A 16,684-nucleotide genomic window follows, 5' to 3' on the forward strand; every position below is an offset into this window, starting at 1 on the left:
CACGCCGTCGGCGCTTGTGCCGTCACCGCCAGCCACGCACCCCCAGGGAAAGGCCACTTCGTACGATGTTTGACGTCGAGCCGTCGGACCGGAACACCACCTCCGGCCTCCCCGTCACCGGCGGGCAATCCGGCATCTGGCTGGCCCAGCAGCTCGAACCGGACAGCTCCGCCTACAACATCGTGTTCGCGCTGCACCTCCGCGGCGCCGTCGACCTCGAACGCCTCACGGCCGGCGTCCGCCGGGCCGTCGAAGAGGCCGAGTGCCTGCACATCCGCGTCACCCCCGGTGAGGACGGACCCCGCCAGACCTCCCGTACCGCCCCCGTCGACGTCACCGTCGTCGACCTGCGCGCCGCCGAGGACCCCGAGGAGGCCGCCGCCGCGTGGACGGCCGCCGACCGCGAGCGGCCCGTCGACCTCGCCCACGACACCCCCTTCGCCCACGCCCTGCTGCGGCTCGCCGACGACCAGGTCCTCTGGGTCCAGCGCTACCACCACATCGTGGCCGACGGGATGGCGGTCGCCCTCATCACCCGCCGCGCCGGCGAGTACTACACCTCCGCCGAGGAGGTGCCCGCACGCCACGACTGGTCCCTCGCCGACCTCGTCGCCGCCGACCGCGCCTACCGTGCCTCCGAACAGCACACCTCCGACCGCGCCTGGTGGCTGGAGAGGCTGGCGGGCCGGACCGAGCCCGTACGGCTCGTCGACCGTGCCGCCACCCCCATGACCCGACGGCTGCGCCGCACCGCCGAGCTGCCCCCGGAGACCGTCGAGCGGCTGAACACCGCCGCCGCGACCACCGGCGTCCGGGTCTCCCGGCTCCTGCTCGCCGCGGTCGCCGCCTATCTGCACCGCGTCAGCGGCGAGCAGGACCTCGTCCTCGGGCTGCCCGTCGCCGCCCGCGAGGACGAGGTCTCCGCCCGTGTCCCCGGCATGGTGTCCAACATCGTCCCGCTGCGCCTCGACGTCCGCCCCGGCACCACCGGCGGCGCCCTCGTCGCGCAGGTCCGCGAGACCGTGCGCGAGGCCGTCGGCCACAGCCGCTACCGCGCCGAGGACCTCGCCAGGGAACTCGGCCTCGTCGACGGGGTACCGGAACTCGTCGGCCCCACCGTCAACGTCCTGCCCCGCTCCGAGGACCTGGACTTCGGCGGCCACGCGACCGAACTGCGGCCCGTCTGGCTCGGCCCGGTCAACGACCTCGCGTTCAGCTTCGCCGAGCGCGCGGGCGGCCGGGGCCACGCCCTCCACCTCGACGCGGACGCCGACGTCTGCGACGAGGCCACCCTCGCCGGCCACGAGCGCCGCTTCCTCGCGCTCCTCCACACCTTCGCCGGCGACCTCGACCTCCCCGTCGGCCGGATCGAGTTGACCTCCGACAGCGAACGCGCCGTCCTTCTCAAGGAGTTCGGCTCCGCACCGTGCGAGTCGCCCGAGCTGTCCTGGCCCGCCGCCTTCGAGGAGCAGGTCCGCCGCACCCCCGAGTCCGTCGCACTCGTCTGCGAGGACCGCGAGCTGACGTACGCCGAACTCGACGAGGCGGCCGACCGGCTCTCCAGGCTGCTCCGCTCCCGGGGCGTCGGCACCGAGGACGTCGTGGGCGTCGCCCTGCCCCGCTCGCCCGAACTGGTCGTGGCGCTGCTCGCCGTCATGAAGGCCGGCGCCGCCTATCTGCCGCTCGACGCCGATCACCCGCGGGACCGCATCGCCTACATGCTGTCCGACGCCGGGGCCCGCACCGTCGTCACCGTGGGCGAACTCGCGGGCGAACTCCCGGAGACGGCCGGGGTCACCCAGCTGCTGCTCGACGACCCGGCCACCGTCGAGGCCCTCGCCGCCGCGACCGACCCCGAACCCGGCCCGCCGGTCGCCCTCGACCAGGCCGCCTACGTCATCTACACCTCCGGCTCGACGGGCCGCCCCAAGGGCGTCGTGGTCTCGCACGACGGCGTCGGCAGCCTCGTCGCCACCGCCACCGAGCGGATCGGCATCACCGCCGAGAGCCGCGTCGTGCAGTTCGCCTCCGTCGGCTTCGACGTGACGGTCTGGGACCTGATCATGTCGCTGTGCGTCGGCGGACGGATCATCGTCGTGCCCGCCGAGCGCCGTGTCGCGGGCCCCGCGCTCACCGACTACATCGCGCGGCACCGTGCCACCCACATGATCCTTCCGCCCTCGCTCGTCTCCGCGCTGCCGCAGGAGTGCGAACTCCCCCAGGGCGCGGTGCTGATCGTCGGCACGGAAGCGGTCCCCAGCGAGCTGATCGCCCGCTGGGGCGGCAGGCTCCGGGTCGTCGTCGCCTACGGACTCACCGAGGCGACGGTCAACTCCACCCTCTGGCTCGCCGACCCCGACCGCCCCGGCCCCGCCCCCATCGGCGAGCCCGACCCCAACACCCGCGCCTACGTCCTCGACACGGCACTGCGGCCCGTCCCCGTCGGCACGGAGGGAGAGCTCTACGTCTCCGGGCGCGGCCTCGCCCGCGGCTACCTGGGACGCCACGCGCTGACCTCGGAGCGGTTCGTCGCCGACCCGTACGGGGAGCCCGGCGGCCGGATGTACCGCACCGGCGACCGGGTCCGCTGGGGCGCCGACGGCAACCTGGAGTTCCTCGGCCGCGCGGACGGCCAGATCAAGATCCGCGGTCACCGCGTCGAGCCCGGCGAGGTCGAGAGCGCCTTCATGGCCTGCGAGGGCATCGCCCAGGCCGCCGTCCTCGTCCGCGAGGACCACCGGAACGCGAAGCGGCTCGTCGCCTACCTCGTCCCCGAGGGCGAGCACGCCCACCCGGACACCGACACGGCGGTGACGGCCGCACGCGCCCGCGTGACCGACGCCCTGCCCGACCACATGGTGCCGTCCGCCGTCGTCGTCCTCGACGGCCCGCTCCCGCTCACCCCCAACGGCAAGCTCGACGCGAAGGCCCTGCCCGAGCCCCGCTGGACGTCCCTGACCGGCACCGACACCCCGAGCACCCCGGCCGAGACCGCACTCGCCGCACTGTTCGCCGAGGTCCTCGGTCTGCCGACGGTGGGGGTCCACGACAGCTTCTTCGAACTGGGCGGCGACAGCATCGTCGCCATCCAGCTGGTGAACCGCGCCCGCGAGGCAGGCCTCGCCCTCACCCCGCGCGACGTGTTCCGGAGCCGGACCGTGGCAGCCCTCGCCCGGAGCGCCGGCGAGACCGTCACGGCCCCGGTGCGGCGGCGGGTGGAGCTCGACGCGGACGCGCTGCCCGTCTCCCCGCTCCAGGAAGGCTTCTTCTTCCACGCCGCGTTCGACAGCCGGGCCGCGGACCTCTACTTCGTCCAGGAACTCCTCGACCTGACGGGGACCGTCGAACCGGACCGCCTCCGCTCCGCGCTCCAACTGCTCCTCGACCGGCATCCGCTGCTGCGCGCCTCGTTCCGCCAGCTGCCCGGCGGCGAGGTCGTCCAGCGGCTCGCCGAACGGGTGACCCTCCCCTGGCGGGAGGCCGACACCGCCGTGACCGGCCTGGACGACATCCTCCGGGCCGACCGCGCCGAGCAGTTCGACCTCGCGCGGCCGCCGCTCCTGCGCGCCACGCTCGTCAAGGACGGACAGCGCCACCGGCTGCTGCTCACCCTGCACCACATCGTCGCCGACGGCTGGTCCGTCGCGGTCCTGCTCCGGGAACTGACCGATGCCTGCCGAGGCGTCGCACTGCCGGATCCGGTGGCCCCCGAGCCGTACCTCTCCTGGCTCGCCGGCCGCGACCGGGACACCGCCCGCGAGGCCTGGCGCCGGGCACTCGCCGGCCTCGATGGCCCGACCAGGCTCCCCGCCCTCGCCGCCCCGGGCGACGGCGCGGCCCCCACCCGCCCCGAACACGTCGACACCCGTCTGCCCCTCGACCTCACCGACGCGCTGACCGCGTACGCCAGGACGAACGGCCTGACCCCGAGCAGCGTCTTCCACGGTGTGTGGGGACTGCTCCTCGGCGGCCTCACCGGCGGCCGGGACGTCGTCTTCGGCACCACCGTGTCCGGACGGACCACGGAGGTCGAGGCGCTCGACTCCGCGGTCGGCCTGTTCATCAACACCGTCCCCGCCCGCGTCACCCTGCGCCCCGAGGAGACGCTCACCGAGCTGCTCCGCCGCGTCCAGGACGAGCACTCCGCCCTCCTCGACCACCACCACCTCGGCCTCGCCGACATCCAGCGGACCGCGGGCGGCGGCGAACTCTTCGACACCCTCGTGGTGTTCGAGAACTTCCCGACCGGCGACCAGTCGGCCGGACGGGCGGCCGACGCGATGCGCATCACCGGCGCCGAGGTCTTCGACGCCGTGCACTACCCGCTCGCACTCGTCGTCGAGCCCACCGACGCCGGCCTCCGGCTCCGCTTCAAGCACGACGCGGCCCGCCTCGACCAGGTGGCGGTGGCCGTCCTCGCCAACCGGTTCACGGCCCTGCTGCGGACCGTGGTCACCGAACCCGGCCGCCTCGTCGCCCGCACCGACCTGCTCTCGGCCCGTGAGCGCGAGCACCTCGCGGAGCTCAACGCCACCGCCCACCCCGTCCCCGAGGCCACCCTGGCCTCGCTCTTCGCCGCATGGGTGGCCCGCACCCCGCACGCCCCCGCCGTCGTCTTCGACGACACCACCCTCAGCTACGCCGAACTCGACCGGCGGGCCGAGGCCCTGGCCCGGCGACTCCGCGCCCGCGGCGCGGGACCGGAGCGGTACGTGGCCGTCGCGGTCCCGCGCTCGGCCGAACTGATGGTCGCGCTCCTCGGCGTCCACAAGGCGGGCGCCGCCTATCTGCCCGTCGATCTCGACTACCCCGCCGACCGGGTGGCGTTCATGCTCGCCGACTCGGGCGCGCGTCTCGTCGTGACGACCGCCGAGTCCGCCGGACGGCTCCCCGCCGCCCCCGGCCTCGAACACCTCCTCGTCGGCGCGGGGGAGCCCGAGGAGACCCTCCCCGACACGCCCGTGCGAGCGGCGGGACCCGACCACCCCGCGTACCTCATCTACACCTCCGGCTCCACCGGCCGCCCCAAGGGCGTCGCCGTCACCCACCGGGCCGTCGTCAACCGGCTCGCCTGGATGCAGAGCGCGTACGGACTCACCGCCGACGACCGGGTCCTGCAGAAGACCCCGTCCAGCTTCGACGTGTCGGTGTGGGAGTTCTTCTGGGCGGTCACCGAGGGCGCCACCGTGGTCCTCGCCCGCCCCGACGGCCACCGAGACCCCGCGTACCTGGCCGGCCTCATCGCCGGACAGGCCGTCACCACCACCCACTTCGTGCCCTCGATGCTGGCCGCGTTCGTCCAGGTCATGGAGGCCACCCCCGACGCCCCCGACTGGGCGGCAGGCCTGCGCCGGGTGTTCTGCAGCGGCGAGGCGCTCACCGGCGCCGACGCCCGGCGCTGGTGGGAGCTGACCTCCCGCTCCGGACGCCCCGCCGTACCGCTGCACAACCTGTACGGCCCCACCGAGGCGGCCGTCGACGTCACCTTCTTCCCGTACGAGGGCGGCACCGAGCCGGCCGTTCCGATCGGCCGGCCCGTGTGGAACACCCGGCTGCACGTCCTCGACCCGTTCCTGCGCCCCGTCCCGGACGGCGTGCCCGGCGAGCTGTACCTCGCCGGCGTCCAGCTCGCCCGCGCCTACCACGACCGCCCCGGTCTCACCTCCGACCGGTTCGTCGCCGACCCGTTCGGGGCACCGGGGGAGCGGATGTACCGCACCGGCGACCTGGTGCGCCGCCGCGCCGACGGAGCCGTCGAGTACCTCGGCCGCACCGACCGACAGGTCAAGATCCGGGGCAACCGCGTCGAGCTGGGCGAGATCGAGACCGCCCTCGCCGCACTGCCCGGCGTGGCCCGCGCGGCCGTGATCGTCCGCGACGGCGCCCTCGTCGGCTACGCCGTCCCCGCCCCCGGTACCACCCCCGGCTCCGAGGCCCTGCACACGGCGCTCACCGAGGCGCTGCCCGCCGCGATGGTGCCGAGCGCCGTCGTCGTCCTCGCCGAACTGCCGCTGACACCCAGCGGCAAGCTCGACCAGAACGCCCTGCCCGCACCCGAGACCGCCCCCCGGGCAGGTGGCCGCGCTCCCCGCGACGACCGCGAACGCGCGCTCTGCGAGATCTTCGGCGAGGTCCTCGGCGTCCCCGGGACGAGCGCCGACGACGACTTCTTCATGCTCGGCGGCGACAGCCTCAGCTCGATCACCGTCGCCACCCGCGCGCGGGAGAAGGGTCTGACGCTCAGTCCCCGCGACGTGTTCGAGCACCGCACCCCGGCCGCCCTCGCCGCCGCGGCCGCCCACGGGGACGCCGGAACACCCCCGACCCCCGACTCACCCGACACAGCCGAGGTACCCGTGCACTCAGACGGTGTGACCGTCTCCGCCTCCGACGCCGGGCAGGCAGCCGCCGCCCTCCAGGCCGTCCTGGCGCTCCAGCAGCAGTCCGGCGCAGCCGTCGACCCCGCCCTCCGGGCCCTGCTCGACCAGCTGACCGCCGCCGCCCCGGCCGCCCCGGAGCCCCCGGCCCCCGCGCCCCTGGGCGGACCCGAGCTGACCGCCGAGGAGACCGCGCGCGTCCACGCCGTCGCCGGCCTTCCCGTCGCGGACGTCTGGCCGCTCTCCCCGCTCCAGGAGGGCATGTACTTCCACGCCACCTACGACGCGGGCGACGCACTCGACGTCTACCAGTCCCAGGAGACCCTGGACCTCGACCGCCGGATCGACGCCGACCGGCTCCGCGCGGCCTGCCGGACCCTCCTGGAGCGCAACACGGGTCTGCGCGCCGGGTTCACCAGCGACGGCCTGCCCCGCCCCGTGCAGTTCATCGTGGACGGCGCCGAGATCCCGCTCGTCGAGGCCGACCTCTCCGGGCTGCCCGCCGAGGAACAGCGGACCCGCACCGAGGAACTCCTCGCCGCCGACCGCAGGCAGCGCTTCGACCTGTCCGCGGCACCGCTCTGCCGCCTGCTCCTGATCCGCCTCGGAGACGGCCGCGACCGGCTCGTCGTCACCCACCACCTCATCCTCTGGGACGGCTGGTCCGCCTGGCTGTTCCTGGAGGAGCTCTTCACCCTGTACGAGCGGGCCGGCGACCCCACCGGTCTGCCGCTGCCCGGCTCGTACCGCGACCACCTCGCCTGGCTGGAGGCGCAGGACACCACCGTCGCCCTCGACGCCTGGCGCGGCGCGCTCTCCGGATTCGACGAGCCGACCCTGCTCGCCCCCTCCGGACGCGACACCGGCCCCGTCATACCCGTGGACTTCGACGCCCTCCTCACCCAGGAGGCCGGCGACCGGCTGCGGACCGTCGCCCGACGGCACGGACTCACCCTGAACACCGTCCTCAACGCGGCCTGGGCCCTGGTCCTCTCGGCCATGACGGGCCGCGGCGACGTCGCCTTCGGCACGGCCGTCGCCGGACGCCCGGCGGACGTGCCGAACGTGGCCGGCATCATCGGCATGTTCCTCAACACGATCCCCGCCCGGGTCGCCTTCGCCCCCGACGAGCCCCTGCTCGACCTGCTGCGCCGCATGCAGTCCGAGCGCGCGGCCGTCATGCCGTACGAGTACGTGGGACTGGGCACCCTCCAGCAGGAGTCCGGCCACCGCCGCCTCTTCGACACCCTCTTCGTGCTCCGCTCGGCCGACGGCGAGGACCGGGCCGCCGCCCTCCGCGAGCGGCACGGCATCACCGACGTGTCGAACGTGGACGGAACCCACTTCCCGCTCACGCTGATCGTCACGCCCGGAGCCCGGCTGCGGGTCACCCTCGCCGCCCGGCCCGACCTCTTCGACGCCGAGGCCGCCGGTACGATCCTCAGCCGCTTCACCACGGTCCTCGACCGCCTCGGCGAGGCCCTCGCCGGGCCGTACGCCGCGTCCGCCCGCACCGTCGGCGTCGACCTGCTCCTCGCGGACGAGCGCGCCGCCCTGGCCACCGGCCGGGAGGCGAGCCGTGAGCCGGTGCCGGACGAGACCGTCGCCGACATGCTCACCGCCCAGGTCGCCCGTACCCCCGACGCCGTCGCACTGGTCTTCGGCGAGCGCGCCCTCACGTACGCCGAACTCGACGCTCAGGTCAACCGGCTCGCCCGGCTGCTGCTCGCCCGGGGAGCCGGGCCCGAGAAGGTCGTGGCGCTCGCGCTGCCCCGGTCCATCGAGATGGTCGCCGCGCTGTTCGCCGTCCTGCGGACCGGCGCCGCGTACCTGCCGCTCGACCTCGACCACCCGGCCGACCGGCTGCGGCTCATGGCCGAGGACACCGGACCGCTCTGCCTGGTGTCCACCACCGCCGTCGCCCCGACGCTCCGGCGCGAGGACGGCCCCGTCGCCCTCGAACTCCTCCTCGACGACGAGGACGTGACCGCCGAGCTCGCCGCGCTGTCCGGCGACGGGATCACCGACGCCGAGCGGCCCGGGTTCGCCCACGGGGTGCCGGACCGGCTGGAGTACCCCGCGTACGTCATCTACACCTCCGGCTCCACCGGCCGCCCCAAGGGCGTCGTCACGCCCTACCGAGGCCTGACGAACATGCAGCTCAACCACCAGAAGGAGATCTTCGACCCGGCCATCGCCTCGGCCGGCGGGCGGCGTCTCCGCATCGCGCACACCGTCTCCTTCGCCTTCGACATGTCGTGGGAGGAGCTGCTCTGGCTCGTCGAGGGGCACGAGGTCCACGTCTGCGACGAGGAACTCCGCCGCGACGCGGAAGCCCTGGTCGCCTACTGCGACGAACACCGCGTCGACGTCGTCAACGTGACGCCCACCTACGCCCAGCTCCTGATCGAGGAGGGTCTCCTCGATCAGGACGAGGCCGCGGGCAAGCACCGCCCGGCGCTCGTCCTGCTCGGCGGCGAGGCCGTATCCGACACGGTCTGGACGCAACTGCGCCGCACCGAGGGCACATACGGGTACAACCTGTACGGCCCCACCGAGTACACGATCAACACCCTCGGCGGCTCCACCACCGAGAGCGCGACACCCACCGTCGGCAGGCCCATCCGCAACACCCGCGCCCATGTCCTCGACGCGATGCTGCGCCCCGTTCCGCCGGGCTGCCCCGGCGAGCTGTACATCGCGGGCACCGGCCTGGCCCGCGGCTACCACGACCGGGCCGGGCTGACCGCCGAACGGTTCGTCGCCGACCCCTTCGGCGAGCCCGGCGAGCGCATGTACCGCACGGGCGACCTCGTACGGCAGCGCCCCGACGGCCTCCTCGACTTCCTCGGACGCACCGACGACCAGGTCAAGATCCGCGGCTACCGCATCGAACTCGGCGAGATCTCCACGGCCCTGTCCGACCACCCCGAGGTCGCCCACGCCGCCGTGGTCGTCCACGAGACCGCCGGCACCAAGCGCCTCGTCGGCTACTTCGCACGGGAGGACGGCACACCCGGCGCCGAGGAGGACGACAGCCTCGTCCAGCGACTGCGCGAGCACCTCAAGGCCGGCCTGCCCGACTACATGGTCCCGTCCGCCCTGGTCCCCGTGACCACCCTGCCGCTGACCGTCAACGGCAAGCTGGACGTCAAGGCCCTGCCCGCCCCCGACCTCACCGGCACGGGCACCAGCCGCGCCCCGCGCACCCCGCGGGAGGAGACCCTGTGCGGGCTCTTCGCGGAGGTCCTCGGGCTGCCCGGGGGAAGCGTCGGGATCGACAGCGACTTCTTCGAGCTCGGCGGACACTCGCTCCTCGCGACCCGGCTCGTCAGCCGGGCCCGCACCGCGCTCGACGCCGAGCTCGCCATCCGCGACCTGTTCGAGGCACCCACCGTCGCCGAGCTCGTCGAGCGCGCGGCCGCCTCGCGCGGCGTCGCCCGCCCGGCGCTCGTCGCCGCCGAACGCCCCGACGAACTGCCGCTCTCGCACGCCCAGCAGCGCCTGTGGGTCATCCAGCAGATCGAGTGCACCTCGGCCGCGTACAACTTCCCGCTGGTCATGCGGCTGAACGGCACCTTCGACCGCGAGGCGTGGCGCACCGCCCTCGCCGACGTGACCGATCGCCACGAGGCCCTGCGCACCCTCTTCACCGAGCGCGACGGCCAGGCGTACCAGCGGATCCTGCCCGCGGGCTCGGCCGCCCCCGTCGTGGAACACCTGCGCGCCACCGAGGACGAGATCCCCGGCATCGTCGACGCCGCCGTCCAGCGGCCGTTCGACCTCGCCGCCGAACTGCCGATCCGCGCCACGGTCGTGGAGGTGGCGCCCGACGCACACGTCGTCGTCCTGCTGCTCCACCACATCACCACCGACGAGTGGTCCGACCGCCCGTTCCTGCGGGACCTGACCACCGCCTACACGGCCCGGCTCGGCGGCACCGCGCCCGACTGGGAGCCGCTGCCCGTCCAGTACGCCGACTACGCCCTCTGGCAGCAGAAGCTGCTGGGCGACCCGGCCGACGCCGACAGCCTCGCCGCCCGGCAGCTGGAGCACTGGCGGACGGCCCTGGCCGGAGCCCCCGAGGAACTGGAGCTGCCCACCGACCGCCCGCGGCCCGCCCGCCCCGCGTTCACCGGCGCCGAACTCGACCTCACCTTCGACCCCACGGTCCACGAGGGCCTGCGGCGACTCGCCCGCGACACCGGCGCCAGCATGTTCATGGTCGTGCACGCGGCCGTGGCCGCCCTGCTCAACCGCCTCGGCGCCGGCACCGACATCCCCCTGGGCGCGCCCATCGCGGGCCGCGGCGACGAGGCCCTGGACGAACTGGTCGGCTTCTTCGTCAACACGCTGGTGCTCCGCACCGACCTCGGCGGGGACCCCAGCTTCACCGAGCTCCTCGGCCGGGTCCGGGAAACCGACCTGGCCGCCTTCTCCCACGCGGACGTGCCCTTCGAGGCGGTCGTCGAGAAGCTCAACCCGACCCGCTCCCTCTCCCGGAACCCGCTGTTCCAGGTGATGGTCGGCTACCACGCCCGCACGGACGACGCGCTGCGTCTCCCCGGACTCCGGGCCGGCTACCTGCCGCACCGGACGGGCACCGCCAAGTTCGACCTCGTGTTCAGCTTCACCGAGCACACGACCGCCGACGGCGCCGGCGACTCCCTCGGCTGCCGCCTGGAGTTCGCCACCGAACTCTTCGACCACGAGACCGCCGAACACATCGCCGGCCGCCTCCGCCGACTCGTCGGGGCGCTCGTCGAGGCCCCCGACCAGCCGCTGTCCCGGGCCCGGATCCTCACCGACGAGGAGCAGCGCCTCGTCGTCGAGGGCTTCAACGGTCCGCCCCGCGAGGTCGACGAGGAGACCCTGCCGGCGCTCTTCGCCCGGTGGGTGACCGAGCGCCCCGACGCGGTCGCCGTCGTCGACCGCTCCCGCTCGGTGACCTACGCCCGGCTCGACGCCCGTGCCAACCGCCTCGCACGGCTGCTCGCCGCCCGCGGGGTCGGCGCCGAGAGCGTCGTCGGCGTCGCCGTACCGCGCTCGGTGGACATGATCGCCACGGTCGTCGCCGCCCTGAAGCTGGGCGCCGCGTTCCTGCCGCTCGACCTCGTCCACCCCGGCGACCGGCTCAGCTACATGATCGAGAACTCGGGCGCCGCCGTCGTGGTCGGCACCGAGCCCGTCGCCGGGAAGATCCCGGACGTCGCGGGAGTCCCGGTGGTGCTGCTCGACGCGCCCGACACCGCCGCCGAACTGGCCGCCCTGCCGGAGACCCCGCCGGCCGGCGGTCCCGCCGGACTCGACCAGGCCGCCTACGTGATCTACACCTCCGGCTCGACCGGCCGGCCCAAGGGCGTCGTCGTCCCCCACGAGGGCATCGCCAGCCTCGTCGCCACCGCCGTCGACCGGATGGGCCTGGAACACGACAGCCGCGTCCTCCAGTTCGCGTCCATCGGCTTCGACGTCTTCGCCTTCGAGCTGGCCATGGCGCTCTGCCACGGCGGCCGGCTCGTCCTCATCACCGACGAGGCCCGGGTCGCCGGACCCGCCCTCACCGACTTCCTCGCGGACCAGCGGATCACCCATATGATCCTGCCGCCGTCGCTGGTGTCGGCCCTGCCGGCCGGCTGCACCCTGCCCGAGGGATCGACCGTCCTCGTCGGCACCGAGACCGTGCCGCCGGACCTCTTCGAACGCTTCGGCGCCACCGCCGACCTGATCTGCGCGTACGGACTCACCGAGGCGACCGTCAACTCGACCCTCTGGCCGGCCCGCGAGCACGGCGGCCGTGCCACCGGCCGGGTGCCGATCGGCCGTCCCGACCCCAACACCCGCTGCTACGTCCTCGACGAGCACCTGCGCCCCGTCCCGCCCGGCGTGATCGGCGAGCTGTACGTGGCGGGGCGCGGCCTCGCCCGCGGCTACCTCGGACAGGCCGGCCTCAGCTCGCAGCGGTTCGTCGCCGACCCCTACGGCGCACCCGGCAGCCGTATGTACCGCACCGGTGACCGCGCCCGCTGGCGCGCCGACGGGAACCTCGACTTCCTCGGCCGGGTCGACACCCAGGTGAAGATCCGGGGCTTCCGCATCGAACTCGGCGAGATCGAGGCCGCCCTCGTGGACCACCCGTCGGTCGCCCAGGCCGCCGTCCTGCCCGACCGCGACGGCGACATCGTCCGCCTCGTCGGATACGCCGTACCCGAGCCGGGCACGGGCGCGGAGCGGGAACTCGACCCGCAGGAGCTGCGCGCCCATGTCGCCGCCCTGCTGCCCGAGTACATGGTCCCCGCGCTCGTCGTCCCGCTCGACGGCCCGCTGCCGCTCACCCCGAACGGCAAGCTGGACCACAAGGCGCTGCCCGCGCCCGACTGGTCGGCCATGACCGGCGACGCCCGGCCCGCGACCGGGACGCAGGCACGGATCGCCGAGCTGTTCTGCGAGATCCTCAAGCTCGACGGCGTCGGCGTGCACGACAGCTTCTTCGCGCTCGGTGGTCACTCCATGGCCTCCATGCGGCTCCTCGGCCGCATCCGCGCCGAGTTCGGCGTCGAGCTGAGCATCCGCGACGTCTTCGACGCGCTGACCGTCGCCGGCATCGCCGGCAAGCTGGACGGCGCGAGCGCCGCCCGGCCCGCCCTGCGCCCCGCCGAGCCCGGCGCCGCCGACGGCACGGACCTGCCGGTGGCCCCCGTACAGCAGTGGCAGTGGCAGGCGTACCGCCGGAACCCCGGCTTCGACCACGCGCTCGTCCTGCGCTCCGCCGGCGGCCTCGACGCCGAGGCGCTCGGCGCGGCACTCGCCGACGTGACCGCCCGCCACGAGCCCCTGCGCACCGCCTTCGGCGAAGTCGACGGCAGGCCGGTCCGACGGGCCGTCGCGGCTCCGGCCCTGGCCGTGGAGCGGTGCGCGGACCTGGACGCCCGCCTGGCCGAACTGGCCGCCGGAGCACCGGACCTGGAGCGGGAGGCCCCGCTGCGGGCCCGGCTGCTCACCGACGCCGACGGCGCCCAGGCGGTGCTGCTCACCCTGCACTACCTCGCCGTCGACGAGTGGTCGGTGGTGCCGCTCTTCCGCGACCTCACGACGGCGTACGGCGCGCGGACGGCGGGCCGGGCGCCCGAGTGGCGCCCGCTCCCGGTCGGCTACGGCGACTACACCCGCTGGGCCCGTGAGGTCCTCGGCGACCCGGCCGACCCGGACAGCCGCGGTGGTCGGCAGCTGGCGTACTGGCGCACGACCCTCGAGGACGCGCCGCGCGAACTCGCCCTGCCGACGGAGGCGCACACCTCCGACACCCTCCCCGGGAGCCGGCAGGCCGCCGGAGTGGTCGAGTTCGTCCTCGACGAGCGGCTCCACGCGGACATCGACCGGCTGGCCCGGGCCACCGGCACCAGCATGTTCATGGTGCTCCACGCGGCCCTCGCGTCCCTGCTCACCGCCCACGGCGCCGGCACCGACCTGCCGATCGGCACGATGGTCGCCGGACGCGCCGACGACCAGCTCGCCGACCTCGTGGGGTGCTTCTTCAACACGGTGGTGCTGCGCACCGACACGGCCGGCGACCCGACCTTCGCGGAGCTCCTGACCCGGGTACGGGAGACCACTCTGAGCGCCCTCGACCGGCAGGACGTCCCCTTCGACGAGGTCGTCGAGGCGGCCGGGCTGCGGCCCGAGGGGCCCCAGGTGATGGTGATCCACCACGAGCAGGCGGACCTGGAACGCCTGGAGGGCGGTGTCGGCGACCTGGTCGCCGTACCGACCGGCTCGACCCGCGCGGAGCTGACCCTCAGCTTCTACGAGCCCCGGGGCGACGGACCCGTCCACTGCGGCCTGATCCACGCGACCGACCGGCTCGGCCCGGCCAAGGCGCACCGGCTCGCCGAAGAACTCACGACCCTGCTGCGCACCGTGACGGACGACTCCGGACAGCCCCTGTCCCAGCTGTTCGGCGTGACCCACAAGAGGAGTGACAACGCATGAGCACCAACCCCTTCGAGGACCCGCAGGGCCGCTTCCTGGTTCTGGTCAACGACGAGAACCAGCACTCGCTGTGGCCCTCCTTCGCCGAGGTTCCCGCCGGATGGCGGACCGTCTTCGGCGAGGACACCCGTGAGGGGTGCCTGGCCTATGTGGAGTCCCACTGGACCGACCTGCGCCCGGCGAGCCTGATCGCCGTCCAGGACTGACCCGGCCGCTCCACCCGCGCCACCACCGCCGCCGCCCGCGAGGGGATTCCCTCTCGCGGGCGGCGGCGTACGTGACTGCCCGGCTCCCGCGCGGGCCGAGGCCCCGCCACCGGTGCGGGCTCCTCGGACCGGCGCGGGCAGCACGAAGGGGGCGGTACGACGCGCCTCGTACCGCCCCCTTCGGCCGTGACCTCGGTCCCCGGTCGGGGCCACCGGTCTCAGACGACCGGGGAGACCGCCTCGTCCGGGTCCGGTGCCGGACGGGGCACCTGCTCCCCGGGTTCCTGGCGGCTGGCCGACCAGGCGGCCCACAGGACGGCGTACCGGCCGCCCGCGGCCACCAGCTCCTCGTGCGTGCCGGTCTCCACGACCCGGCCCTGGTCGAGGACGACCACCCGGTCGGCGGCCGCGGCCTGCGGCAGCCGGTGCGCGACGAGCAGCCCCGTGCGGCCCTCCAGGGCCCGCGCCGCCGCCTCCTCGAGGACCCGCGCGCCCGCGCTGCCCGCGTCGGCGGTGGCCTCGTCGAGGATCGCGATCGGCGGATCCGCCAACACGAGCCGGGCCAGGGCCAGGTGCTGCGCCTGCGTCACCGTCAGCCGGTGGCCGCCCTCCCCGACGACCGTGGCGAGGCCCTCGGGCAGCGCCTCGGCCCACTCCAGCGCGCCGACACGGTCGAGCGCCGCGCGAAGCCGCTCGTCGTCGGCGTCGGGCCGGGCGAGGCGCAGGTCGTCGGCGAGGGTTCCGGCGAAGACGTGCACCTCCTGGCTGATCAGCGCGACCGCGCGCCGGACCCCGGCCGGGCCGAGCTCCGCGGTGTCGACCCCGCCGAGGGCGATCGAGCCCCCGGTGGGGCTGTGGACGCCGGCGACGAGCTTGGCCAGGGTGGTCTTGCCGGCGCCGCTCGCGCCCACCAGGGCCACCCGCTCACCGCTCCGCACCCGCAGCTCGACCTCGTGCAGGACCGGTGCGCCGGAGCCGTACGCGTGGCTGAGCCCGGACACCTCGACCGATCCGTCGGCGAGGTCGGACGCCTCGCTCTCGGCACGCTCCGCGGGGAGGTTCGACACGCCGACGAGGCGGGCGAAGCTCGCCCCCGCCGACTGGGCGTCGTCCAGGAGGTACAGGGTCGCGTTGATCGGGTTGAAGAGGCTGTGGAAGTACAGCGCGGCGGCTGTGGCCGTACCGATGCTGACGGAGCCGTTGTCGACCAGGACGAACCCGGTCGCGAGCATCGCGGCGAGACCGATGAACTCGCCGAGGTTGAGGCGGGAGAAGAACCCGGTGACGATGTGGATGCCGCGCAGGCCCAGGTCACGGGCGGCCGCGGACCGCTGCTCCAGCAGCTCTGCGTGGGTGTCGTCCAGGCGGAAGGCCCGTACGGTCCGGACGCCGCCCACGCTGTCGAGCAGCTGGTGCTGCAGGGCGCCGGTGGCGACCCGGTGCTCGCCGTACACGGGCGCGGCCCGGCGCATGTACCAGCGCACCGAGAGCACCTGGACCGGGGACGCGAGCAGCGCCGCGATCAGGAAGCGCCAGTCGAGGACGGCGAGTCCGACGAAGGTCAGCAGGATCGTCAGGGCGGAGCGGCTGAACTCCGGCAGTGCCTGGCGCACCGACTTGCCGATTATCGACACGTCGCTGGTGACCCGGGAGACCAGGTCGCCCGAGCCGGCCGCCTCGACCCGGTCGAGCGGCAGCCGCAGTGCCCGCTCGATGAACTGCTCCCGCAGCGCGGCCAGGACGGTCTCGCCCAGCCGGGCCACGAGCGTGCTGCCGACGGCCGCGGCCGCGCCCCGCGCGACGGCGACGACGACGAGCAGGACCAGCGGGAGGGTGAGCGCGGCCGCGCCCTTCTTGTCGACCACGAGGTCCACGATGTGCCCGAGCAGGGGAGCGGTGAGCAGTCCGACGGCGGTGCCGGCGGCGAGGACGACGATCGAGACCACGGCGAGGAGCCGATGGCCGTGCAGCATGGTGCGGAGCGCCGCGACGGACTCGGCGCCGGTGGCGGTCGGCAGGAGCACGCGGTCCGGGCTGGTTCCGCTCATGGTCTTCTCCGTCTCTCTCGTCCGTCCTGCGTCCCGCCGCGGCCGGTTGTCGGTCCGTGTCTCGTCG

At 74.5% G+C, this 16,684-nt stretch carries 3 protein-coding genes; 2 read left to right on the forward strand and 1 reads right to left on the reverse strand.

What is annotated here, in order from left to right; genetic code table 11:
- Positions 1 to 65: 65 nt before the first annotated feature.
- Both IE311_RS03610 and IE311_RS03615 read left to right on the forward strand, forming a co-directional pair.
- Positions 66 to 14,363 (forward strand): non-ribosomal peptide synthetase, encoded by a 14,298-nt coding sequence (locus IE311_RS03610; protein ID WP_189830047.1) that lies wholly within the window; start codon positions 66 to 68, stop codon positions 14,361 to 14,363.
- Complete coding sequence (locus IE311_RS03615; RefSeq protein WP_189830048.1) at positions 14,360 to 14,569, forward strand: MbtH family protein; 210 nt, start codon at positions 14,360 to 14,362, stop codon at positions 14,567 to 14,569. The genes IE311_RS03610 and IE311_RS03615 overlap by 4 nt, the downstream gene beginning before the upstream one ends.
- Before the next feature lie 218 nt (positions 14,570 to 14,787).
- Here the strand turns inward: IE311_RS03615 and IE311_RS03620 are convergent, their stop codons facing one another.
- A complete protein-coding gene (locus tag IE311_RS03620) occupies positions 14,788 to 16,617 on the reverse strand; it encodes an ABC transporter ATP-binding protein (protein ID WP_229901695.1) in 1,830 nt (609 codons plus the stop codon).
- Positions 16,618 to 16,684 lie beyond the last annotated feature (67 nt).

Source organism: Streptomyces zaomyceticus (genome assembly GCF_014656215.1).
Classification (GTDB): Bacteria; Actinomycetota; Actinomycetes; order Streptomycetales; family Streptomycetaceae; genus Streptomyces; species Streptomyces zaomyceticus.

What these genes read in the sequence shown, in the direction of transcription:
- IE311_RS03615 (WP_189830048.1), top strand. Translation starts at nt 14,360, where the DNA reads ATGAGCACCAACCCCTTCGAGGACCCGCAGGGCCGCTTCCTGGTTCTG.
- IE311_RS03610 (WP_189830047.1), top strand. Translation starts at nt 66, where the DNA reads ATGTTTGACGTCGAGCCGTCGGACCGGAACACCACCTCCGGCCTCCCC.
- IE311_RS03620 (WP_229901695.1), bottom strand. Translation starts at nt 16,617, where the DNA reads ATGAGCGGAACCAGCCCGGACCGCGTGCTCCTGCCGACCGCCACCGGC.